The organism is Streptomyces sp. NPDC031466, assembly GCF_055581265.1.
In genome coordinates this window covers 20,145-42,700 of record NZ_JBVIJT010000005.1, presented here as the reverse complement: position 1 = coordinate 42,700, position 22,556 = coordinate 20,145, and the positions used below count along the sequence as shown (strand labels likewise).

General features: G+C 71.5%; 20 protein-coding genes and 1 pseudogene. 12 read left to right on the top strand and 9 right to left on the bottom strand.

The window, feature by feature from the left end; genetic code table 11:
- Nucleotides 1–234: 234 nt before the first annotated feature.
- The 5 genes from ACZ5GP_RS12110 (at nucleotide 235) to ACZ5GP_RS12090 (ending at nucleotide 2,736) form a co-directional block, all read left to right on the top strand.
- Nucleotides 235–894, top strand: coding sequence for a hypothetical protein (locus tag ACZ5GP_RS12110; RefSeq protein WP_468751265.1), 660 nt, complete (start codon nucleotides 235–237; stop codon nucleotides 892–894).
- 14 nt (nucleotides 895–908) lie between these two features.
- Nucleotides 909–1,088, top strand: coding sequence for a hypothetical protein (locus ACZ5GP_RS12105; RefSeq protein WP_468750765.1), 180 nt, complete (start codon nucleotides 909–911; stop codon nucleotides 1,086–1,088).
- A gap of 131 nt (nucleotides 1,089–1,219) precedes the next feature.
- Complete coding sequence (locus ACZ5GP_RS12100; protein WP_358586090.1) at nucleotides 1,220–1,618, top strand: BlaI/MecI/CopY family transcriptional regulator; 399 nt, start codon at nucleotides 1,220–1,222, stop codon at nucleotides 1,616–1,618.
- A gap of 10 nt (nucleotides 1,619–1,628) precedes the next feature.
- Nucleotides 1,629–2,171: an amino-acid N-acetyltransferase gene (locus tag ACZ5GP_RS12095; protein ID WP_468750764.1), complete on the top strand. Its 543-nt coding sequence runs from the start codon at nucleotides 1,629–1,631 to the stop codon at nucleotides 2,169–2,171.
- A 226-nt stretch (nucleotides 2,172–2,397) separates the two neighbouring features.
- Nucleotides 2,398–2,736: a histone-like nucleoid-structuring protein Lsr2 gene (locus ACZ5GP_RS12090; RefSeq protein ID WP_358586093.1), complete on the top strand. Its 339-nt coding sequence runs from the start codon at nucleotides 2,398–2,400 to the stop codon at nucleotides 2,734–2,736.
- On the opposite strand, the gene ACZ5GP_RS12085 is transcribed toward ACZ5GP_RS12090, so the two are convergent.
- Nucleotides 2,715–3,305 (bottom strand): SCO3374 family protein, encoded by a 591-nt coding sequence (locus tag ACZ5GP_RS12085; protein WP_468750763.1) that lies wholly within the window; start codon nucleotides 3,303–3,305, stop codon nucleotides 2,715–2,717. The genes ACZ5GP_RS12090 and ACZ5GP_RS12085 overlap by 22 nt on opposite strands.
- 440 nt (nucleotides 3,306–3,745) lie before the next feature.
- On the opposite strand from ACZ5GP_RS12085, the gene ACZ5GP_RS12080 reads away from it, so the two are divergent.
- Nucleotides 3,746–6,274, top strand: a complete 2,529-nt coding sequence (locus tag ACZ5GP_RS12080) for an ATP-dependent Clp protease ATP-binding subunit (protein ID WP_468750762.1) — start codon at nucleotides 3,746–3,748, stop codon at nucleotides 6,272–6,274.
- 99 nt (nucleotides 6,275–6,373) lie between these two features.
- Here the strand turns inward: ACZ5GP_RS12080 and ACZ5GP_RS12075 are convergent, their stop codons facing one another.
- The gene (locus ACZ5GP_RS12075) at nucleotides 6,374–9,421 is read right to left on the bottom strand and encodes an NACHT domain-containing protein (RefSeq protein WP_468750761.1); all 3,048 of its coding nucleotides are present in this window, start codon (nucleotides 9,419–9,421) and stop codon (nucleotides 6,374–6,376) included.
- A 469-nt stretch (nucleotides 9,422–9,890) separates the two neighbouring features.
- Here ACZ5GP_RS12075 and ACZ5GP_RS12070 point away from each other — a divergent pair, with 469 nt between their 5' ends.
- On the top strand, nucleotides 9,891–10,580 hold the full coding sequence (locus ACZ5GP_RS12070) for a M23 family metallopeptidase (protein WP_468750760.1): 690 nt from the start codon (nucleotides 9,891–9,893) through the stop codon (nucleotides 10,578–10,580).
- 12 nt (nucleotides 10,581–10,592) lie between these two features.
- Here the strand turns inward: ACZ5GP_RS12070 and ACZ5GP_RS12065 are convergent, their stop codons facing one another.
- A complete protein-coding gene (locus tag ACZ5GP_RS12065; RefSeq protein ID WP_468750759.1) occupies nucleotides 10,593–11,180 on the bottom strand; it encodes a TetR/AcrR family transcriptional regulator in 588 nt (195 codons plus the stop codon).
- A gap of 135 nt (nucleotides 11,181–11,315) precedes the next feature.
- On the opposite strand from ACZ5GP_RS12065, the gene ACZ5GP_RS12060 reads away from it, so the two are divergent.
- The gene (locus ACZ5GP_RS12060) at nucleotides 11,316–12,959 is read left to right on the top strand and encodes an MDR family MFS transporter (RefSeq protein ID WP_468750758.1); all 1,644 of its coding nucleotides are present in this window, start codon (nucleotides 11,316–11,318) and stop codon (nucleotides 12,957–12,959) included.
- A 115-nt stretch (nucleotides 12,960–13,074) separates the two neighbouring features.
- Nucleotides 13,075–13,521: a VOC family protein gene (locus tag ACZ5GP_RS12055; RefSeq protein WP_468750757.1), complete on the top strand. Its 447-nt coding sequence runs from the start codon at nucleotides 13,075–13,077 to the stop codon at nucleotides 13,519–13,521.
- A 19-nt stretch (nucleotides 13,522–13,540) separates the two neighbouring features.
- Here ACZ5GP_RS12055 and cseC read toward each other — a convergent pair whose 3' ends face one another.
- The 5 genes from cseC to ACZ5GP_RS12030 form a co-directional block, all read right to left on the bottom strand.
- On the bottom strand, nucleotides 13,541–14,923 hold the full coding sequence (gene cseC, locus ACZ5GP_RS12050) for a two-component system sensor histidine kinase CseC (protein ID WP_468751264.1): 1,383 nt from the start codon (nucleotides 14,921–14,923) through the stop codon (nucleotides 13,541–13,543).
- 77 nt (nucleotides 14,924–15,000) lie between these two features.
- Nucleotides 15,001–15,714 (bottom strand): two-component system response regulator CseB, encoded by a 714-nt coding sequence (cseB, locus tag ACZ5GP_RS12045; protein WP_468750756.1) that lies wholly within the window; start codon nucleotides 15,712–15,714, stop codon nucleotides 15,001–15,003.
- A 55-nt stretch (nucleotides 15,715–15,769) separates the two neighbouring features.
- Nucleotides 15,770–16,375 (bottom strand): hypothetical protein, encoded by a 606-nt coding sequence (locus ACZ5GP_RS12040; protein WP_468750755.1) that lies wholly within the window; start codon nucleotides 16,373–16,375, stop codon nucleotides 15,770–15,772.
- A gap of 20 nt (nucleotides 16,376–16,395) precedes the next feature.
- Nucleotides 16,396–16,944 carry a SigE family RNA polymerase sigma factor gene (locus ACZ5GP_RS12035; protein WP_468750754.1) on the bottom strand — a complete coding sequence of 183 codons (549 nt, stop codon included), beginning with the start codon at nucleotides 16,942–16,944 and terminating at the stop codon, nucleotides 16,396–16,398.
- A 242-nt stretch (nucleotides 16,945–17,186) separates the two neighbouring features.
- Nucleotides 17,187–18,122, bottom strand: coding sequence for an HhH-GPD family protein (locus tag ACZ5GP_RS12030; RefSeq protein WP_358586112.1), 936 nt, complete (start codon nucleotides 18,120–18,122; stop codon nucleotides 17,187–17,189).
- Nucleotides 18,123–18,341: 219 nt separating this feature from the next.
- Between ACZ5GP_RS12030 and ACZ5GP_RS12025 the strand changes: the two genes are divergently transcribed.
- Together ACZ5GP_RS12025 and ACZ5GP_RS12020 are read left to right on the top strand one after the other, a co-directional pair.
- The gene (locus ACZ5GP_RS12025) at nucleotides 18,342–19,928 is read left to right on the top strand and encodes a sensor histidine kinase (RefSeq protein ID WP_468750753.1); all 1,587 of its coding nucleotides are present in this window, start codon (nucleotides 18,342–18,344) and stop codon (nucleotides 19,926–19,928) included.
- A gap of 80 nt (nucleotides 19,929–20,008) precedes the next feature.
- A complete protein-coding gene (locus ACZ5GP_RS12020) occupies nucleotides 20,009–20,635 on the top strand; it encodes a response regulator (protein ID WP_468751263.1) in 627 nt (208 codons plus the stop codon).
- A 244-nt stretch (nucleotides 20,636–20,879) separates the two neighbouring features.
- Here ACZ5GP_RS12020 and ACZ5GP_RS12015 read toward each other — a convergent pair.
- A pseudogene (locus tag ACZ5GP_RS12015) lies at nucleotides 20,880–21,482 on the bottom strand (phosphatase PAP2 family protein); the annotation flags it as partial.
- A 183-nt stretch (nucleotides 21,483–21,665) separates the two neighbouring features.
- Between ACZ5GP_RS12015 and ACZ5GP_RS12010 the strand changes: the two are divergent.
- Nucleotides 21,666–22,493 (top strand): hypothetical protein, encoded by an 828-nt coding sequence (locus tag ACZ5GP_RS12010; RefSeq protein WP_468750752.1) that lies wholly within the window; start codon nucleotides 21,666–21,668, stop codon nucleotides 22,491–22,493.
- Nucleotides 22,494–22,556: the final 63 nt, after the last annotated feature.

The following is a 22,556-nucleotide window of genomic DNA, read 5'->3' as shown; positions in this document are numbered from 1 at the left end:
TCCTCGCAGAACCAACCCGGCAAGACGGACGAATGGCCGCCTGTTCCTCGCAGAACCAACCCGGCGAGACGGGCGGGGTGGGTGGGCAAAATTCCGCCGCGAAGCGGCGGGCCACCCCCACCGCCCAGGCGCCCCCGCCAGAAGACGCGCCGGACTTCATTGGCGTTAACCCGATTTTGTCCGTTTAGCGCGTATTGTCAATTCATGCCCACGCCATACGGATCCCGTGGCGGCATGGCCTTCAGCGCGGAGGAGCTGCGTGTGCTCCGCCGCGCTCTGGCCCTTGCCCTCCACCCCAGCCCGCACCGCAGCCCCGCCCGTGACGAGGACGTCCAGGACTGTCTCCGCCTCGCGGAGTCGGTGGACGAGGCCGTGCGGGAGGGCGCCAGGCTCCGCGCCTTCCTGATGGCCGATCTCGCCCGCTACCGGGCCTCCCTGCCCGGCACCGCGTCCGGCTATCTCGCCCTCCTCGAAGACGTGCTCGGTGCCGGCTACCAACCGGGTCCCGACGACCTCGCCGCCCTGCGCGCCCTGCGCGGCAACGCCCTCGCGGCCACCCTGCTCGACCGCTGCCGGGTGCTGGCCGAGCGGGCCCTGCGCGCCCGCCTCGCGGGCCGCTCCGTCCCGTCCCCGACCCGCACCCCCCTGCCCGCCGCCATGGCCGCGACCACCGCCACGGCCACGGTCCCCGCGTCCCGCACCCACCTGCTCGCCCTGCCGGGCGGCCGCACCTCCGCGGACCAGGAACGCCCCCGGCCGGTCCCCACCCCGGCCGAGGTCTTCCCGCCCAAGCGCCGCCCGGCGCCCTCGCCGGCCCCCACGGCCCCCGCCCCGCCCCCGCCTCCCGCGTCCCCCGCACCGGCGGACCCCCCGCACCAGCTCGCCGCGGGCTAGCTACTCTGGGGGGCATGGACTACGTTTCCGCGCTCGTGCCCCCCGTAGTGATGGCCGTGTTCTTCGGCGGTCTCATCGTGACGATCGTGAAGACCCAGGGCGGTGCCAACAAGGCCAAGGAGGACGCGGCCGCGGACGCCGCGATCTCCCGCGCCGAAGCGCTCCGCCAGAGCCCCGACACGAGCAGCGCCTGAGGCCCGTTCCGGCCGGCCCAGGCCCCCCGCAGGGCGTACGACTCACGGATCCCCCGAGTCGTACGCCCTTTTTGCTGGGCAACATCCCGTAATGTCCCGTAATCGGGGACGTCTCCCACTATTGTTCAGCTGTGCCTCGTCCATTGGGAGAACTCGAAGACGCCGTCATGACACGGGTGTGGAAGTGGAACCGCCCCGTGACCGTTCGAGAAGTCCTGGAAGACCTTCAGCAGGAACGGTCCATCGCGTACACGACCGTGATGACCGTTTTGGACAATCTCCATCAGAAGGGCTGGGTGCGTCGCGAAGCGGAAGGCCGCGCCTATCGATATGAGGCGGTCTCCACCCGTGCCGCCTACGCGGCCGCACTGATGAACGAAGCCTGGTCGCGCAGCGACAACCCCGCCGCCGCTCTCGTCGCCTTCTTCGGCATGATGTCGTCGGAACAGCGGGAAGCCCTGACCGACGCCATGCGTATCGTCCAGGGCCCGGAGAACCCCGGCGCCGCGGAGCGCGCCGCAGAGCGGTAGCGTCCGCGTCATGGCAGCAGAGGTCCCCGAACTCAGCGAACTCAGCGCAAAAGCGGTTTCCGTCCGCCGGGCGCGCACCTCCGATGTGCCGGCCGTGCGTCGGCTCCTGGACTCCTACGTCCGCGAGCGCATCCTCCTGGACAAAGCGACGGTGACGCTTTACGAGGACATCCAGGAGTTCTGGGTGGCGGAACGCGACGACAACGCCGAGTTGGTCGGCTGCGGCGCCCTGCACGTGATGTGGGAAGACCTCGCGGAAGTCCGCACCCTCGCGGTGAATCCGGCGATGAAGGGGGCCGGGGTGGGGCATCAGCTGCTCGGGAAGTTGCTGCAGACCGCCCGGTGGCTCGGCGTGCGCAAGGTTTTCTGTCTCACCTTCGAAGTCCCCTTCTTCGCCAAGCACGGCTTCGTGGAGATCGGCGAGACTCCGGTCGACGGAGATGTCTACAGCGAGCTGCTGCGTTCCTATGACGAGGGCGTCGCAGAGTTCCTCGGCCTCGAACGAGTGAAACCGAACACCTTGGGCAACAGTCGGATGCTTCTGCATCTGTGATCGCCTCTGTGGTATTCCGATCCGACCGGCTGCCCCGGTGGCCTATGTCCGAAACGCGCATGTTTCCGGGCTTCCTCGGCCCCCTGGTCTCTGCCAGGGGTTTGTGTTTTCCCGGCAAAAGCGGTTTGCTTTCCGACGTACTGCAGTACTGCATATAACAGGGGCCGGTGAATCGGCGGCGACGCCGTGCGGGCCGGCCTCAAAGTTATCGATGAAAGGAAATCCGGTGGCACAGAAGGTTCAGGTCCTTCTTGTCGATGACCTCGACGGTGGCGAGGCGGACGAGACCGTGACGTTTGCGTTGGACGGCAAGTCCTACGAGATCGACCTCACCACGGCCAACGCGGACAAGCTCCGTGGCGCCCTGGAGGACTTCGTCAAGGCCGGTCGGCGTACCGGCGGCCGGAGTTCGGGTGGCCGCGGCAAGGCCCGCGCGTCGGCGGCGAGCGGTGGTCAGGACACCGCCGCGATCCGCGCCTGGGCGAAGGAGAACGGTTTCGAGGTCAACGACCGCGGCCGTGTTCCCGCCTCGATCCGTGAGGCCTACGAGAAGGCCAACGGCTGACGGCTGCGACGACGCAGCCGGAACCGGTGGCACTGTGTCGCCGCCGTGTCCACGAGCCGTACGAGATCGGAGCCCACGGCGGGGTCGCTGTGGTGCGCGGTCCCGCCTCCTCCCATCGAAGGCAGGGACACGAGTGCCGGCAGCGTCGGCTCCACCTCGCACCCGGGTTCCGGGGGTCGCAGCCACACGGCGGCCCCCCGTGAGCCGGACCACCCCGGAGGCGTGGGCGCGTCGATCCGTCCGCCCGCCCCGACGGCGGTGAGGCCGAGGGGGATGTCCCCCCACTCCAGCCAGTCGAGCAGCCCCGGCAGCTCGTCGGCGCTCCCCGCGCCCACCAGCAGCCGCATCGTTTCCCCGCACAGCGCCACGGGCGCCTTCGGCCCGAGGTGGCGCAGCGCCGCGAAGCCCGCCTCCGCGGGCAGTTCGAGGACGTCGAAGCGCAGCCCCGTCACCAGACGCACCGGGCCGGGGCCGGGCACGGTCGCCCAGCCGAGTCCGTTCTCGTACCACTGCCGCACCGGGTCGTGTCGCTCGACCGGCGTCCGGGGCTGAGGAACTGTGGGGGCCATGTCCCAGCAACAGTCCGAAGGCCTTCCGGGTTACGCAGGGTGGCCGTCCGAACGCGGTCGGTGGCGGGGGGTGGGGCGCAAGAGCGCACTCGGCGGCGCAAGGGTGTTCGCCCGTAGCGGAGGGAATGGGGGTGCGCCGCATGGACTGCCGGGCTTTACGGGTAAGACATCCCTAGTGGGGAGGGGCGACACGCGGTTCGGGGCGTCTCACGTTCGCCATCGGCGTACTGATGGTGGGGGTAACTGCCTGGCCTGCGGGAACATCGTCTCGCACCATCGGGTTGGAGCAATTGTCGGCGTTCGCGGTCAGGAGATCCCCCGAGATGGGGGCCGGGTGTCGGCAGTTGGAATGAGCGGTCCCCGCTTGCGGGACTAAGCTGCGGAAGGACAGGGAGGGGACCGACCCCTTACTGCCTGACCGCTCTGAGGAGCGATTAACGATGTTCGAGAGGTTCACCGACCGCGCGCGGCGGGTTGTCGTCCTGGCTCAGGAAGAAGCCCGGATGCTCAACCACAACTACATCGGCACCGAGCACATCCTCCTGGGCTTGATCCACGAGGGCGAGGGTGTCGCCGCTAAGGCCCTGGAGAGCCTCGGGATTTCGCTCGAGGCGGTCCGCCAGCAGGTGGAGGAGATCATCGGGCAGGGCCAGCAGGCCCCGTCCGGGCACATCCCCTTCACCCCCCGTGCCAAGAAGGTCCTGGAGCTTTCGCTCCGCGAGGCCCTTCAGCTGGGCCATAACTACATCGGCACGGAGCACATCCTGCTCGGCCTGATCCGCGAGGGCGAGGGCGTCGCCGCCCAGGTCCTGGTCAAGCTGGGCGCCGATCTCAACCGGGTGCGGCAGCAGGTCATCCAGCTGCTCTCCGGTTACCAGGGCAAGGAGACCGCCACCGCCGGCGGTCCTGCCGAGGGCACGCCCTCCACGTCCCTGGTGCTCGACCAGTTCGGCCGGAACCTGACGCAGGCCGCCCGTGAGTCCAAGCTCGACCCGGTCATCGGGCGCGAGAAGGAGATCGAGCGGGTCATGCAGGTGCTGTCCCGCCGCACGAAGAACAACCCGGTCCTGATCGGTGAGCCCGGCGTCGGCAAGACCGCCGTCGTCGAGGGCCTCGCGCAGGCCATCGTCAAGGGCGAGGTGCCCGAGACCCTCAAGGACAAGCACCTCTACACCCTCGACCTCGGCGCGCTGGTCGCCGGTTCCCGCTACCGCGGTGACTTCGAGGAGCGCCTGAAGAAGGTCCTCAAGGAGATCCGCACCCGCGGCGACATCATCCTGTTCATCGATGAGCTGCACACGCTGGTCGGTGCGGGTGCCGCCGAGGGCGCCATCGACGCCGCTTCGATCCTGAAGCCGATGCTGGCCCGCGGTGAGCTCCAGACCATCGGTGCCACCACGCTCGACGAGTACCGCAAGCACCTGGAGAAGGACGCCGCGCTGGAGCGCCGCTTCCAGCCCATCCAGGTCGCGGAGCCGTCGCTGCCGCACACCATCGAGATCCTCAAGGGTCTGCGCGACCGGTACGAGGCGCACCACCGCGTGTCGATCACCGACGAGGCGCTCGTCCAGGCCGCCACCCTGGCCGACCGGTACATCTCGGACCGCTTCCTGCCGGACAAGGCGATCGACCTGATCGACGAGGCCGGTTCCCGGATGCGCATCCGCCGGATGACCGCGCCGCCGGACCTCCGCGAGTTCGACGAGAAGATCGCGGGCGTCCGTCGCGACAAGGAGTCGGCCATCGACTCCCAGGACTTCGAGAAGGCAGCCTCCCTGCGCGACAAGGAGAAGCAGCTGCTCGCCGCGAAGGCCAAGCGCGAGAAGGAGTGGAAGGCCGGCGACATGGACGTCGTCGCCGAGGTCGACGGCGAGCTGATCGCCGAGGTCCTCGCGACCGCCACCGGCATCCCGGTCTTCAAGCTCACGGAGGAGGAGTCCTCCCGTCTGCTGCGCATGGAGGACGAGCTCCACAAGCGCGTCATCGGCCAGACGGACGCCGTCAAGGCGCTCTCGAAGGCGATCCGGCGTACGCGTGCGGGTCTGAAGGACCCGAAGCGTCCCGGCGGTTCGTTCATCTTCGCCGGCCCGTCCGGTGTCGGTAAGACCGAGCTGTCCAAGGCGCTCGCCGAGTTCCTCTTCGGCGACGAGGACGCGCTGATCTCCCTCGACATGTCGGAGTTCAGCGAGAAGCACACGGTCTCGCGGCTCTTCGGTTCGCCCCCCGGTTACGTGGGTTACGAAGAGGGCGGTCAGCTGACCGAGAAGGTCCGCCGCAAGCCGTTCTCCGTCGTCCTTTTCGATGAGGTCGAAAAGGCCCACCCGGACATCTTCAACTCGCTCCTGCAGATCCTGGAGGACGGTCGCCTGACCGACTCCCAGGGCCGCGTCGTGGACTTCAAGAACACGGTCATCATCATGACGACCAACCTTGGAACCCGTGACATCTCCAAGGGCTTCAACCTGGGCTTCGCCGCCCAGGGCGACACGAAGTCCAACTACGAGCGCATGAAGAACAAGGTCAGCGACGAGCTGAAGCAGCACTTCCGCCCGGAGTTCCTGAACCGCGTGGACGACGTCGTCGTCTTCCCGCAGCTCAGCCAGGGCGACATCCTCCAGATCGTCGACCTGATGATCACCAAGGTGGACGAGCGCCTGAAGGACCGGGACATGGGCCTGGAGCTCTCCCAGTCCGCGAAGGAACTGCTCGCGAAGAAGGGCTACGACCCGGTGCTCGGCGCGCGTCCGCTGCGGCGCACGATCCAGCGCGAGGTCGAGGACACCCTCTCCGAGAAGATCCTCTTCGGCGAGCTGCGCCCCGGCCACATCGTGGTCGTCGGCACGGAGGGCGAGGGCGAGACCAAGACCTTCACCTTCCGCGGCGAGGAGAAGGCGGCACTGCCCGACGTGCCGCCGATCGAGTCGGCCGCCGGTGGCGGCACGGGCCCGAACCTGAGCAAGGAGGCGTAGCCCTCCCAGGGTGCGCTGACAGGGGCTGCCCCGGACCGTTTCGTACGGTTCCGGGGCAGTCCCTTTTCTCGTGCCCCGTGTGGCGGGGGAGGGGGGCGCTCAGAGTTTGGACGGCTCCCACACCTGTACGTCGATGTGGTCGGGCAGGGCGGAGACGTCGAGGTGCCGCCTCGGCTCTCCCGCCGTCCCCCTGTCGGTGGGAGGCTCCACGTGGAGGAGCTGGAGTCCCGGCATCAAGGTGGCGATGCGGGCCATCGCCGCCTCCCGGTCGCCGTCGGGGGAGAGCCAGAGCTCGGTGAGGCGCGGCAGGCTCAGCCCCTCGGGCGCGTACGCGAGGCCGCGGGAGCCGCAGCCCAGCCGGGCGAGCCGGGGCAGGCGGGCGAGTATCTCCCAGTCGGCGGCCGAGTCCGGACCGCTCTCCCCGAAGGTGACGCGCTCAAGGAGCGGCCAGCGGGGCAGCAGCTCCAGGTCCCGCACGGAGGAGCGGGAGCCCGTGAGCCCGACGAACGTCAACGGGGCCTCGGCCGGGAACAGGGTGAGGCTCCAGGGCTCGTCGGTGTCGCCGACGCTGAAGACATTCAGCCCGTCCAGGCCGTGCAGGGCGGCCAGGGCCTCGGGCGTGAGGTGGGCCGGGGAGTAGGAGAGCAGCAGGAAGGCCGGCTCGCAGGCGACGAGGAAGCGGGAGGCGACCTCGGGGGAGACGCCGACCCGCATGTCGAGCCGCCTCGGAAACAGCCCCAGCCGCTCCAGCTCCGCGATCTGTACGTCGTCCCGGAGCGTGAAGTGCAGGGCGGTGGCGTCGAGATGGGCGATGACCTGGTCCGCGTACGCGCGGCAGTCGAAGCGGTGCCACCCCCACATCAGCTGGCTGCGGACCATGAGGTCGGGGTGGCGGGCGAAGCGGGCCAGGAAGGGGATGGCCGCGTCGGAGCGCACGTGGGTCGCGGTGACCGTCACCAGGCGGGCCTCCTCGGCGGTCAGCGAGTCCGGGCCCGGCAGCAGGTCGAGGACCATGGGGCCGACCTGTGCGAGGGCGCGGGCGTCGTCGGCGTCCCGCGGCGGGATGAGCCCGGCGGTCCTGTGCTCCACCTCCTCCCGTACCGCCGGGGCCAGTTCCGCCGCGTGTTCGAGGCAGGCCGCGGCGAGGAGGTGGACGCGCTTGCGGGAACGCTCGTCGGTGTGGGCGTCGCCGTGGGCCAGCAGGTCCCGCAGGATCTCCGCCCGTTCGCGGGGGCGGGCCTGGGCCACCGCCATGCGGATGACGTCCTCCCACTGGTCGTCCGCCGCGTGCCGGGCGAGGACGCCGAAGTCGCCCTCGTCGACGGCGGCGCGGGCGCCGAGGAAGTCCTGGAAGGTGCGGTGGACGAAGTCGACGGTGTCGGGGCCCGGTTCGCGCAGCAGGCCACTGCGGTGCAGGAAGTGCGTGTAGACGGCGTGGGCGTCGCCGAGTGCGGCCAGCTCCGGTACGGCCGGCAGTGCGTCCGCGATGATCGTCTCCGCCCGCGAACGGTCCAGAACCGTGCGGCCGTTGCGGATCAGCCAGTACGCGAGGCGCTGGAGCAGCTGGAGCTGAGGTTCCTCGCGCAACTCGGGGACGGTCATGTGGCGTTCGCGGTCCCTGCGGACCAGGAGCATGGAGAGGGCGGCCGCGTAGAGGTCCTTGCGGCCCAGCGGCAGGAAACCCCTGCGGTCGCGGTGCAGGGCGCAGATCAGGCCGCACATCAGGGGGTTGGTGGCCAGGCGGCCCAGGTCCGGCTTCGACTTCACCGCCGCGAGGAGCTGACTCTCGTACGCGGTGAGGGCCGCGTCCTCGTCGGGCGCGCCCGTGGCCGCCGCGGCGTGCCAGCGTTCGATGAAGGCGCTCACCTCCTTCTCGTTCATCGCGGAGAGCGTCAGCTCCGTGAAGCCCTCTTCCGCCAGCCAGTCGGCCCGTACGGCCGCCGGGCGTGAGGTCACCAGCCAGCGGTTGCCGGGGTAGGCGTCGAGGAGATCGGTGAGCCACGCGCGCGTGGCGGCGCGTTCGGCCTCCGGGATCTCGTCGATGCCGTCGATCAGGACCAGAGCGCGACCCGCCGCCAGAACGCGCGCCTCCCAGCCCGCGGGCTGGGTGCCGGCGAGCGGGCAGCCTACGGAGGCGAGGAAGTCCGCGGGGGCGGGCAGGCGCTCTCCGTGGCGGGTCAGGGTGCGCAGGGGCAGGACGTAGGGGACGCGGTCGTAGAGGTACGTCATGGGGCCCTCGGCCAGGTCCTGGCGGGCGGCGCTGACCGCGAGCCACTGCACGAGGGTCGTCTTGCCGGAACCGGCCTCGCCGCGCAGCAGGACGCGGTCGTGGGCGGCGAGGGCCTGGTCGGCGGGGCGGGCGGCGTGGATCTCCTTCAGGGCCTCAACCCAGTTCTCCCCGGGGCGCAAGACGACGTCGGCGGTGCCTGAGGGCGCGGTCGCCTCCAACGACATGTAGGCCGCGTCCAGCGGCCACTTGCCCGGGGTGTCCGTCAGGTCGATCCCGAAGATCGTCAGCTTGCCGTGCTTCCTCGCCACGTACGCGAGGTAGCGCTCTTCGAAGGCGGTGTCCTGTGCCCCGGGGAGCGGGCTGCGGGCGATCAGCGCGTCGGCCTTCGCGATGAGTTCGTCCTGGCTCCGCCGCTGGGCGACCAGCGTGGCCGCCACGAAGGTGGAGCGCTGTGTGAAGAACTGGAGGATGTGCAGGCAGGCCCACTCGGTGACCGAGTCGAGGTAGCGGGCGGCGTCCTCGGACAGCCAGGCGTCGGCGTCCCGCGCCGCGCGCAGGAGCAGGCGGGCCAGCTTCTGGTGGCCGAGGCCGACCGCCTGGACGTCGTCCATGTCGAGGTCGCCGAGGGCCAGGAGCACGCGGGTCAGGGCGTCGGTGACCGCCACGGCCTCGTCCGGCGGGAAGGGCCGCTCGCCCTGGGAGGACAGGGACAGGGACCGGGCCACGAGCCGCTCCGCGATACGGCGTACGTCCGGCTCGGTCAGGGTCCGCTTCTCGCCCCGGAAGGACACGAGCGCGGACACCCGCACGGGCCGGCCCACGAGCCCGGCGCCGGGGCCCTCACGGGCGAACAGCTTCTTGATCAGCGGGGTGACGACGCTCGACGCCAGGCGGGTGCCTACGACCGCGGGATCCATGGGCGTGAGCGTAGTGGGCGTCACATCGGCGGTGGGGCGGATCCTCGGGGCCGGTGACATGCCGCACAGGGGGTTTGCGCGGTACTACGCGCTTTAGTGGGCGCCAGGGCCGGCGGTTCGGGACCTTCGGCCCGCAACCCCCGGGACCTTCACCGCGTCACGGGGCCCGGGGTGGGGATCCAGGGGTGACGCGGGGCGCGGGGCTGTCCCACGTGGGGTCAAACGCGTGAGAGGCCAAGGATTCACATGCCACCCAACGAGGGAATTGTCCGGATTTGGTGGTGTCAAGGGTCCAAAATCATCATGGGTCGCTACGGCTTTCGGTAGTAGATGGGGGGTTTGGCAGGGGTTCGAGCGCGGGTTACCAAGGGATGGCCGACCCGGTGAAGCGCGGTGGTGCGGGGCCCTGTCCCGCTCCCGTCCGCCGGGTCGTCGCACGCCCCCTCCCCGTCACCCGAAGGACGTCCCCATGTCGAAGCGCACCAGGTCCCACCATCCCCGCCCGTCCACGCTCCGTACGCGGGCGGCCGTTCTCGCCGTCGGCCTCGGCGCGTCGGCGGTGCTCGGAGCCGGGGTCTCGGTCGCTGCGGACAGCGCCAGGAGCGGCGGTGTCCTGCCCGGCGTCACCGTGAACTCGGTGCACGCGCAGGCCGCCGCCCAGGCCAAGGCCGCCGAGAAGGCCCAGCAGGACGCGGCCAAGAAGGCCGCCGGCATCAAGAAGGCCGCCGCCGCGAAGGCCGCCTCCTGGATCCACCCGGTCGAGCGCTACACGCTCTCCGCGACCTTCGGCCGCGGCGGCAACATGTGGGCCCACAAGCACTCCGGCCAGGACTTCGCCGTCCCGGTCGGCACCCCGGTCGCCGCCGTGCACGGCGGTACGGTCGTCAAGGCCGGCCCCAACGGCGCCGGTGACGGTCCGGCCTACGGCAACGCCGTGGTGATCAGGCACAGCAACGGCACGTACTCGCAGTACGCGCACCTCTCGCGCGTCGACGTCCGGGTGGGCCAGAACGTCGCCACCGGCCAGCGCGTCGCCCTGTCCGGCAACACCGGCAACTCCAGCGGCCCGCACCTGCACTTCGAGATCCGCACGACCCCCAACTACGGCTCGGCCGTCGACCCCGTCGCCTTCCTGCGCTCGGTCGGCGTGCGCGTCTGACCCGGGGGCGGTTCAGCCGCCCGAGTGGGCCTGCGTGACCAGGTCGATGGCGACTTCGAGGATGGCCTTGCGCTTCTCCTCGGGGTCGCCTTCGACGTCCTTGAGGACGAACATCCCGCCGTGCATGGTGAACAGCGCGCTGAAGCACCGCACCTGGTCGGTCATCGGCGCCCCGGGGTCCTTGAGGATCTCGTAGAGCCCGAACATGCGGTCCTTGAAGCTCTCGCCCGTCTTCAGGTCCCGCATGGTGGCCTGGTTCTCCTGCATGAAGCGGAAGAGCGGCGCCGCGTCCACCAGGATGTCGCTGTAGCGGCGCAGAACCTGCTGCCGGACCTCCAGGGACGGCGGCTGGGGCTGTTCGTGACCCCAGGCGATCAGCTCGTCGATGGGCCGCGTGAGGTCCTCGAAGATGCTGGTGAGGATGGCCTCCTTGGTCTTGAAGTGGTAGTACAGCGCCGCCTTCGTGACCTCCAGCCGCTCCGCGATCTCGCGCAGTGACGTCTTCTCGTACCCCTGTTCGGCGAAGAGTTCGAGGGCCACGTCCTGAATGCGCTGGCGGGTGTTCCCGCGGCGCTGTTGCTTGTCTGTGCCCGTGCCCATCGGGTGCTCCTCGACTCCAATTAACTTACTTGACGCCCGGCTAGTTCGGGGTCTACCTTCCCTCAGTGTAGTCAGCTAGCCGGTCGGCAAGTAAGGCGCCGGTGGGGCCAGGGCGTACCTGGGGAAGTGCGGGGAATGGGGACCATGAACGACAAGACCACGGCGCGAGCCGAACCGGAGCTGGACAAGGCCGGACCGGCCGCGCAGGGCGAACCCCGGCAGCGCAGTGTGCGCGTCGTGCTGATGGCCCTGATGATCGCGATGCTGCTCGCGATGCTCGACAACATGATCGTGAGCCCCGCCATGCCGACGATCGTCGGCGACCTCGGCGGCCTGGAGCACCTGTCGTGGGTCGTCACCGGCTACACGCTGGCCACCGCCGCATCCACCCCCATCTGGGGCAAGGTCGGCGACATGTACGGCCGCAAGGGCGCCTTCCTCACCTCCATAGTCATCTTCCTCGCCGGGTCCGCGCTCAGCGGCATGGCGCAGGACATGGAGCAGCTCATCGGCTTCCGCGCCATCCAGGGACTGGGCGCGGGCGGACTGATGGTGGGCGTCATGGCGATCATCGGTGACCTGGTGCCGCCGCGGGAGCGCGGCAAGTACATGGGCATGATGACCGGCGTCATGGCGGTCGCGATGATCGGCGGCCCGCTCGTCGGCGGCACCATCACCGACCACCTCGGCTGGCGCTGGGCGTTCTACATCAACCTGCCGCTGGGCGCCGTGGCGCTCGCCATGGTGACCGCCGTCCTGCACCTGCCGAAGAAGAAGGCCGAGGGACGGATCGACTACCTCGGCGCGGCCCTGCTCACCGTCGGCATCAGCGCGCTCGTCCTCGTCACCACCTGGGGCGGCACGGAGTACGCCTGGAGCTCGGCCGTCATCATGGAGCTGGTCGCGATCGGCGTCGTCTCGCTCATCGGCTTCCTCCTCGTACAGAAGAAGGCCGCCGAGCCGATCATGCCGCTGCACATCTTCCGCAGCCGCAACTTCTCGTTGATGGCCGTCATCGGCTTCATCACCGGCTTCGTGATGTTCGGCGCGATGCTCTTCCTGCCGCTCTACCAGCAGGCGGTGCAGGGCGCCTCGGCGACCAACTCCGGGCTGCTGCTGCTCCCGATGCTGCTGTCGATGATGGCCGTCTCCATGTTCGCCGGCCGGTTCACCACGGCGACCGGCAAGTACAAGGTCTTCCCGATCGTCGGCACCCTCCTGATGATCGTCGGCTTCTTCCTGCTGGCCCAGATGGACACGGGGACGACGCGGCTCACCTCGGGCCTCTACATGGCGGTGCTCGGTGCCGGCATGGGCTTCCTGATGCAGGTCACCATGCTCGTCGCGCAGAACAGCGTCGAGCTGAAGGACATGGGCGTCGCCTCGTCCTCGGCCACCCTCTTCCGTACGCTCGGCTCCTCGTTCGGCGTCGCGATCATGGGCGCCCTCTTCAACGACCGCGTCCAGGACGTGATGGCCGAGCGCGCCGGTGAACTGGGCGGCAAGGTCACCGAGAGGTCGGCCCAGCTCGACGCGGACAGTCTGGCGAAGCTCCCGGAGCGGGTGAGCGACGCGTACAAGTTCGCGGTGTCCTCCGGGACGCACTCGGCCTTCCTGCTCGGCACGGCTGTCGCCGTCATCGCGCTGCTGGCCTCCCTCTTCGTGAAGGAGATCCCGCTGCGCGGCGCGGGCCCCGCCGACAAGAAGCCCGCGGACGACGGCGACGCGAAGTCGGCGGTGCGGGCGGCCGAGGAGCCGGCCACGGGCGTCATCGCCTGATCCCGCCCCCCCCGGCTCGTCGGCAGCTCCACGGCCCCTCGGTGCTCTCGCGCCGGGGGGCCGTCGTCGGTGCCGCGTGCCAGCATCGGGACATGACCGGATGAAGGAGCGTGCCATGATCAAGGGACTCGCCATCTCCACCGTCTGGGTCCTGGACCAGGACCGGGCCAAGGAGTTCTACACCCGGAAGCTCGGCCTCGAGGTGCGTACGGACATGACGATGGGCGACGGCGGCATGCGCTGGCTCACCGTCGGCGCCGAGGACCAGCCCGACGTGGAGCTGACACTGATGGTGCCGGGCCCGCCGGCCCTGGACGCCGAGTCGGCCGAGGCCATGAAGAAGCTGGTCGCCAAGGGAGTCCTCGGTGCCGGCGTCCTGGTCACCGACGACGTCCACGGGGACTACGAGAAGCTCAGGGCGCGCGGCGTCGAGTTCCTCCAGGAGCCGCAGGAGCGCCCGTACGGCACCGAGGCGCTCTTCCGCGACGACTCGGGGAACTGGTTCTCGTTCACACAGCGCCGCGAGGGCGGCCCGGACCTCGACAAGGAGTGGAGCTGCTAGCGGCGCGCGCCGGGTCGCGTCAGAGGTTGTCCGGGAGCTGAAGCATCGGGAAGCTGCCCGTGTTGGTCGGCGCGTGCTCCGGCAGCCACAACACGGCCACCGCGCCCTCGGAGCTCGCGTGGGGCGCGGCCCCCGCCGGGCGCACATTGCGGAAGGTGAGCCGGGCGCCGAGGACGCGGGCCTGGCCGGCGGCGATCGTCAGGCCGAGGCCGTGGCCGTGCCCCGCCCGGTCGGTGCTGCCGGTGCGGAAGCGGCTCGGCCCCTCGTGCAGCAGCGCCTCGGGGAAGCCGGGCCCGTGGTCGCGCACCCGGACCACGCGGCCCTCGACGCTGACCTCGATGGGCGGCTTGCCGTGCTTGGCGGCGTTGGCGACGAGGTTGCCGAGGATGCGCTCGAGGCGGCGCGGGTCGGTGGTGACCTCCGACTCGTGCACCACCGTCACCGTCACCTCCGTGGTCAGGGACGCCATCCGGCGCGTCACGAACTCGCCGAGGGTGATGTCCTGCAGCTCGGCCCGCTCGGCCGCGGAGTCGAGGCGGGCCACTTCGAGGACGTCCTCCACGAGCGTGCGCATGGCCTGCGCGCGGTCCTTGACCAGCTCGCTCGGCCGGCCCGGCGGCAGCAGCTCGGCCGCCGTGAGCAGTCCGGTGACCGGCGTGCGCAGCTCGTGCGCGATGTCGGCGGTGACCCGCCGCTCGGCCTCCAGGCGCTGCTTGAGGGCGTCGGCCATGGCGTCCACGGCGCTCGCCAGGTCGTCGGTCTCGTCCTGCACGACGCCGCCGATGGCGTCGCGGACGCTCACGTCCGTCTGGCCCTGGGCGACCTCGCTCGCCGCCGTGGCCGCCTTGCGCAGCCGCCGCGACAGCTGCCCGCCGATCAGGACGCCCAGCGCGCAGCCGCCGAAGACGACCGCGATGGAGCCGATGACCAGGGCCTGGTCGAGGTCCTTCATGACGGTGGCGCTGCGGTCGGTGAACCGGGAGTGCAGCGACAGGACATGCCCGTCGGCGAGCGGCACGGCCGCCCAGATGTCCGGGACCCCGTCGGGCTTGTCCTCCACGAAGGTGGCGCGGCGGCCCTTGAGGACCGTCTGCCGCAGCTCCTCGGGGAGCGCCGGATCGTCGACCTTCGTGCCGAACTGGAGCGTCTGGCGCTGCGAGGCGGAGTACAGCCGCAGGGCGAACTGGATGCGCTCGTCCTGTACGTCCCGGGCGTTGTCGAGCATCGAGACGCGCGCCGCGTTGTGCACGACCAGGCTCAGCGCCACCGCGACCAGCGCGCCGACCAGCGCGATCGCCGCGCTGATCTTCCAGCGCACGCCGGTGCGCAGGCCCGCGCGCGCACCACCGCGCGGGTTCGCGCGCGCGCCGGTGCGAAGGCGGGAGCGCAGCGCCTCACGCATGCGCCCGGCCGCCCCACGGACCCCGCGGGCCCCGCCGACCCGGTCCGTGGCCCCACGGAAGCCGTTCACGGGCCCGCTCACGCCTTGAGCTTGTAGCCGAAGCCGCGGACCGTCTCGATGCGGTCCTGGCCCACCTTCGTGCGCAGCCGCTGCACATGGACGTCGACGACCCGGGTGTCACCGCCCCAGCCGTAGTCCCACACACGCTCCAGGAGCTTGTCGCGGGAGAGCACGGTGCCGGGCGCGGAGGAGAATTCGAGCAGCAGGCGCATCTCGGTCGGCGTCAGCGCGACCGGGGTGCCGTCCCTGCGGACCTCCATGCCCTCCGTGTCGATCTCCAGTTCGCCGAACTGCAGCACACCGCCGTCCGCCGACGACCGGTCGTCGGCGGCGCCCGTGGCCGAGCCGGAACCGCTCGCGTGCCCGAACCGGCGCAGGACGGCGCGGATGCGGGCCACCAGGACGGCTCCGTCGAACGGCTTGGTCACGTAGTCGTCGGCGCCCGCCTCCAGGCCGAGGACGACGTCGATGGAGTCGGCGCGCGCCGACAGCATGATCACCGGGACGGTCGACTCGTCGCGGATGCGGCGGCACAGCGAGACGCCGTCCAGGCCGGGCACCATGACGTCGAGCAGCGCGATGTCCGGCTGGTCCGCGCGGAACGCCTCCAGGCCCGCCAGTCCGTCGGGCATGGCCGTCACCACGAAGCCGTCGCGCTCCAGGGCGAGCTGGGTGGCCTCGCGGATGACGTCGTCGTCCTCGACGAACAGGACATGGGTCTGCTCTGCCATCGGCTGCTCTCAGTCCTTCTCGGTGCGTTTCGTGCCTGTGGGTGCGGTACGGGGGCTACGCCGCCGGCGCGGGGGGCGACTCCGCGCTCACCGCGCTGCTGAAGTCGTTGCGGGTGCGTCCGGTCTCGGCGAAGTGGTGCGAGGACCAGTGATAGGTGATCACTTCCTCGCCGGACGGGTAGGGCACCTCGTCACCCTTCTCGTAGAGCTGCTTGGTGACGACCAGGTCGCCCCGGTCGATCTCGGCGTAGACGGAGGCGGGCTCCTCGGCCGCGAAGACATTCTCGTACCCACCGCCCTCGGCGCGGTACACGAAACTGCCGATGCCCACGGCGTCCGAGCAGGTCAGCACGTTCACCACGACATCGGAAGCAGTTCCTCCGGTGAGGTTCCCGTACGACACGTCCACCGGATACGACTCGCCCGCACAGGGCTTGAGGTCCCGCTTGATCGCCGTGCTGACCTTCGGGTCGCTCTTGACCAGCCGCACCGCGTCGATCTTCTTCTCCACCGCGGAGGCGGAGGGCGACGGCGACGCGGACACCACCGGCTCGCTGCGGGCCGGGCCCTCGTCGCGGGCGCCGGAACCGCCCGTCGAGCAGGCGGAGAGTGAAAGGCCGACGGCGGTGAACCCGGCCACCGCCGTGCTCACCGCCCTCACGTTTCTGGTGGCCCGGGGGCCTAGGCCGCGCAACGCTCCCGCTCCTCACGTTCGAGCGCGCGTGCGAGGAGTTCCTCGCGATCCCGGTTCTCCAGCTCCTGGCGGAGCCGGGCGAGTGCCCGGTGCAGCGTGCTCTTGACCGTTCCGGCCGACATGCCGAGTGCGGCGGCCGTCTCCTCTGTGGACATCTGCTCCCAGTGTCGCAGCACGACGACGCTGCGCTGCTTGGGTGCGAGGACCTTCAGGATGTCCATCAGCAGCGCGCGGTCCGCGTGCTGCTCCGTGGAGTCGTCCACGCTCGCGTCGGGCAGCTGCTCGGTGGGCACCTCTTCGAGCTTGCGGGCCCGCCACCACTCCGTACGGGTGTTGATCATGACGCGGCGCAGATAGGCGTCCGCGAGCCGCTTGTCGGCTATGCCGTCCCAACGGCCGTACGTGCGCACGAGCGCGGTCTGCAGCAGGTCCTGGGCGTCCACGGGGTCCGGAACCAGGCGCCGGGCACTGCGCAGCAGGGCATCCTGCCGAGTGCGGACGTACTCTTCGAACTCGAGCACCTCGCCGTGCGCCATATCAAACCGCCTCCGTTCCATCCCCGATGTCGACCGCCGTCCCTGCTCGTGCGGTACGGGTATGAAGCTACGGAGGCCGTGTCACGGGGTTGTGCGGAGCAGCCAGCGGCGGGCGCACGGCTGTGCGTAGGTTGTGTAACAGAAGTAGGACGCGCGTAAAGCGGGGGTCCGGCCGGGCCCCCGGTTGCGCGGGGCGCGGGCCGCGGCGCTCCGTGCGTCAGATCAGCGTCGTGTCCCGCGCGTCAGGTCAGCGGCAGCCGGTACAGACCGTCCGGCAGCGGCTCGACCAGACCGTCCGCGACCAGCCCGTCCAGCGCGCGCGCCCGCTGCACCGGCTCGTCCCACACCCGGTCGAGGGCGGCCTGCGGTACGGGGGTCAGGGCCTCGCGGAGCACCGCGAGCAGCTTGCCCCGCACCTGGCGGTCCGTGCCCGCGTACGTCTGGCCGCGCCGGGCCGGGCCGTCGTGCGCCGGTTTGCCCGCCGAGAGCCAGGCGCACCGGTCGGCGATCGGGCAGCGCCCACAGGCCTCGTTCTTGGCGGTGCACACCAGGGCGCCCAGCTCCATGGAGGCGGCGGCCCAGCGCGACGCCGTGCGCTCGTCCTCGGGGAGCAGGGCGCGGGCCAGCCTGCGCTCGGCGGCGGTGGTGGCGTTCGGGGGGTACTGCACGCCGGTCACGGCCCGCGCGAAGACCCGGCGCACGTTCGTGTCCAGGACGGCGTGGCGCTGCCCGTACGCGAAGGACGCCACGGCGGCCGCGGTGTACTCCCCGATGCCGGGCAGGGCGAGCAACTGCGCGTGCTGCGCCGGTACGTCACCGCCGTGCCGTTCCGTTATGGCCACGGCGGCGCCGTGCAGCCGCAGGGCGCGGCGCGGGTACCCGAGGCGCCCCCAGGCGCGGACCGCCTCGCCGGGAGCCTCCGCGGCGAGGTCGGCGGGGCGGGGCCAGCGGGCCAGCCACTGCTCGTACACCGGCAGGACGCGGCTGACCGGCGTCTGCTGGAGCATGAACTCACTGACCATCACGCCCCACGGCCCGGCGTCCTCGCGCCGCCACGGCAGGTCGCGGGCGTGTGCGTCGAACCAGGCGATGACGGGGGTGTGGAGGGCGTCCCCGGCGTACTCGGGGGAGTCCCCCGGGGCCGGGCTGTTCGGCGTGGGCTTGGTGGGAGCAGTCATGGCAGGGTCGATCCTGCCATGGCCTCGGCGGTTCTCCGGGTTGGCTCGGGGTGGGGTCGTCTTTTGTCTGCGGGTGCGTCGTCCTGTTTCCGCGCTTCGCGCGGACGATTTCCCACCCACCCACCCGCCCGTTGCCCCGGGTCTCCGGGCCCGGTAGGTGGTTCGGTACTGACTATCGGCAGGGGTGGGGCGTGGGGGTGGGGAAGTAGCGTCGGGGGTGTGGAGAGGTGGGTGCGGGGGGTCGGGGTGTGGGTGGGGCTTGCCGTGCCCGGGGTGGTGGTGGGCCGGCTGGGGCTGGAGGAACCCCGGTCCGCCGGCGTGCAACTCGTCACGCCGGCCGTGCTCGCCGCCGCCGTCGGCGTCCGCCGCACCCGTCCCCTGCTCGCCCTCCTCGCCGCGGCCGCCCTCGGCCTCGTCACCGCCCCCTCCCTCTTCACGCTCTCCTTCGGCCCCGCCCTCGCCCTCTTCGCGCTGCTCCTCGGCCGCCGCGCGCCCCGCACCGGGCCCGCGCTGCTCGCCTTCGCGGGTGTCGCCGGCGTCGGCACGGTCAAGATCGCCGTACGGGACGTCGATCCCGTGGTCGAGTGGCTCGTCCTCGTGGGGACGCTCGTGTTCGGCGCGGTCTTCCCCTGGCTCGGCGGCCGCTACTGGCGCCAGGGCCGCGAGCTGGCCGCCGCGGGCTGGGCGCGGGCCGACCAGTTGGAGCGCGAGCAGCGCATCGTCGCCGACCGCGCGCGGCTGCGCGAACGCGCCCGTATCGCCCAGGACATGCACGACTCCCTGGGCCACGAACTCAGCCTCATCGCCGTCCGCGCGGGCGCCCTCCAGGTGGCCCCCGACCTGCCGGACCGGCACCGCGCGGCCGCCGCCGACCTGCGCGCCGCCGCCTCGCAGGCGACGGACCGTCTGCACGCGATCATCGGCCTGCTCCGCGAGGACGACGACGAGCGGGCCCCGCTCGCACCCACCGGGGAGAACATCGCCGACCTCGTCGCACGCGCCGCGGAGTCCGGCCTGGAGATCACGTACGACGACGACGCGACGGCGGACCCGGGGACCGATGCCGGTGCCCTGGCGTCGGGAGGGGACGGCGGCCCGTCGGGCCGTGCGGAGGGTGCGCCGGCGCGCCCGGCCGACCCCGCCGTCCACCGCGTCGTCCGGGAAGCGCTGACCAACGCCGCCCGGCACGCGCCCGGTGCCCCCGTCGCCGTCACGGTGCGGCGTGGTGCCGACGCGACGACGGTCACCGTCGTCAACGGCCGTCCCCGGCAGCCCGCTCGCCCCTCGGAGGGCGGTACCGGGCTGCGCGGTCTGCGGGCCCGGGTCACCGACCTGGGCGGCACCTTCGACGCGGGGCCGCACGGGGACGGCTTCCGGGTCGCCGCACGTCTGCCGGTCGCCGGGAGCGCCCCCGCGCCGCCCCCGCACTCCGGCGCCCGCCTCGCGTCCGCGCGCCGCCGCACCGTACTGGCCTTCGGCGGCGCCGTCACCGTCGGCGTACTGCTCGTCGGCGGGGCGTTCGCCTGGTACGCGTACTCACGGACGCACTCCGTGCTCGACCCCGCCGACTTCGCGCGCCTGCGCGTCGGGACGCCCCGCGCCGCCGTCGAACCCGTGCTGCCGGACCGGGCCGCCTCGGACCCGCCCGCGGAACGCGCACCGAGCCCCCCGCCGGACGGCGCCGACTGCGCGTACTACCGCGCGAGCGGTGAACTCTTCACCGCCGTCCCCTACTTCAGGATCTGCTTCGACGAGGACGGCGACCGGCTCGTGGACAAGACCGTGATCCCCACGGCCGACGGATGAGCGAAGAACGTGAGCGACAAGGAGCGTGTGCGGTGGATCAGGTCAAGGCCATCCGGGTTCTGCTGGCCGACGACGAGGCCATGCTCCGCGCGGGCGTGCGGGCCATCCTCGCCGCGGGCGGGGACATCGAGGTCGTCGCGGAGGCCGCCGACGGGCGCGAGGCCGTCTCCCTGGCCCAGGCCCACCGGCCCGACGTGGCGCTGCTCGACATCCGCATGCCGCGTCTGGACGGTCTCGCGGCGGCCGAGGAGATCGTCCGTACGGTGCCGGGCACCGCGGTGGCCATGCTGACGACGTTCTCCGAGGACGCGTACGTGGCCCGGGCCCTCGGCGGCGGGGCCACCGGCTTCCTCCTGAAGTCCGGCGATCCCTACGAACTCATCGCGGGCGTCAGGGCCGTGGCGGGCGGCGCCGCGTTCCTCTCGCCCAAAGTGGCCCGGCACGTCATCGACCGCTCGGGCGTGCGCCGGCTCGGCCGCGGCGCCGCCGCGCGCACCCGCGTCGAGGCCCTCACGCCCCGCGAACGCGAGGTCCTCGCCCTGGTCGGCGCCGGCCTGTCCAACCCCGAGATCGCCGCCCGGCTCCACCTCGTGGAAGGCACCGTCAAGGCCTATGTGAGCGCGGTCCTCGAACGGCTCGGGGTCAAGAACCGTGTGCGGGCGGCGATCGTCGCGTACGAGGCGGGGCTCGTCCCGGACCCGGACTGAGCCCCGCGCCACCACCGAATGACCTGAATCACCCCGAACGGGGCCCGGTTCAGCGGCGATGCGAGTTGCGGCGACGCGAGCCGTGGGTGGGCGCGTCGTGCGAGCCGCGGGTGTGCGGGTCGTGCGAGCCGCGGGTGTGCGGGTCGTGCCCGTACGGGTCGTGTCCGTGCGGGTCCTGGCGGCGGAACGTCATCGTCGGGGTGTCGTACGCCGCCGGATCCGTCGCCGGGGAGGGGGCGAGCGCCGGGCCGGGGCCGGCGAACCAGCGCACCACGCCCGTCGAGGACCCGCGCATCGTCTGCGCGACCCGCGCCACGGGCCGCGTGGCGAGCCGGACGACCGCGTACGTGATCAACGCGCCGAAGACCAGGCCCACCGCCACGTCGTGCGGGTAGTGCACGCCGACGAAGACCCGCGAGAAGGCCATGAGCACGGCCATCGGAACCGTCAGCGCCGCCAGCCGCGGCCAGGCGAGCGCGAGGCCGACGGCGGCGGCACCCGCGATCGTCGAGTGGTTGCTGGGGAAGGACCAGTCGCCGTACGCGGGGCACTCGACGAGCGGCTTCAACGCGCCGGACACGGCCCGGCAGGGCCGCTCCTCGTCGATCGCGGACTTGACCAACTCGCTGCACACATAGGCCACCGCGGTGGCCAGGGGAGCGAGCACCGCGACGGCCAGGGCGCGGGGATCGCCGCGCCGGGCACGCCACCAGGCGACGACGAAGAGCACGCCGAAGAGAAGCAGCCCGAGTTCCGTCCACACCTCCGCGAGGTGCTGGAACCACGACGGTGTGTCGTGGGCGAAGTCGGTGATGTCGCGGTAGAGATCGTCGTCCATGGTGTCCATGATTACGGACGGTACGGAGTGAGTCCGAATCGTCACATCCGGCGATCGATCCGTGCGCACCCCTGACGATGGACAGTGCCGGAAGGGCCCGTAACGGCTCTCCGGGATGATGATCGGCAAACTTTGTCGCTCAGGGCGGCGGGTGGGGCGGGACAAGCGCCGGATCTCTCGTAAGGTTTGGGCGTGGGATCTCTGCGCAATCCGGTCGGGCCGCTTCCCTCCACCATCTACTGGCGTCGGAGGGCCGTCCTGCTGTCCGTGTTCAGTCTGCTGGTGCTCCTCGCCGTCTGGGTCGCCACCTCCGGTGGTGGTGGAGACGAGAACGGCGCCGACGGGCCGAACGGCAACGGCCCAGCGACGTCCATCACGCCGGGCCCCTCCGAATCAGGGTCCGCGATCACCGAACACCCGGGCGGGCGGGACGAGTCGGGCGACGGCTCGGACTCCGGTTCCGGTTCGGGCGGGTCGGGGGGCTCGGGTGGCTCCGGCGGTTCCGGGGGCTCCGCGGGCTCCGGAGGGGCGGCGGGGTCCGGCGGTGGCGGCGGCTCGGCCGACGACGCCAAGGGTGGCGGCGGCTCCGGCGACCGGCTCCCGGCCGGTACGAAGGTGCCCAACTGCACCGGCAGCAGCGCGAAGTTGAAGCTGCGCAGCGTCAAGAACGAGTACGAGCGCGGCGAGAAGCCGAAGTTCGAGCTGATCGCCGAGAACCGCGGCGGCAAGGCCTGCAAGGTCGACCTGGGCGGCAAGGGCACGGTCGTGACGATCACCCGTGCCGACGGCGACGAGGAGTTCTGGTCCTCGGCCGACTGCCCCTCCGGTGGCGGCAGTCTGCTGCTGCGCGTGCCGGCCGAGGGGCACGTGACGCACACCGTGCAGTGGGACCGGCGGGGCAGCGAGCCGCGCTGCGCCACGCCTTCGGGGGCGACGGCGAAGGCCGGTACCTATCTCATCGAGGCGAAGACGCCCGGACTTGGCACCGCTCGCGCCTCGTTCGTGCTGGAGAAGGACTGACCCGGAGAAGACCGACCCGGAGAAGGACCACGGTTCCAGGAGGGCCGGCCGCCGCCGGCTCCT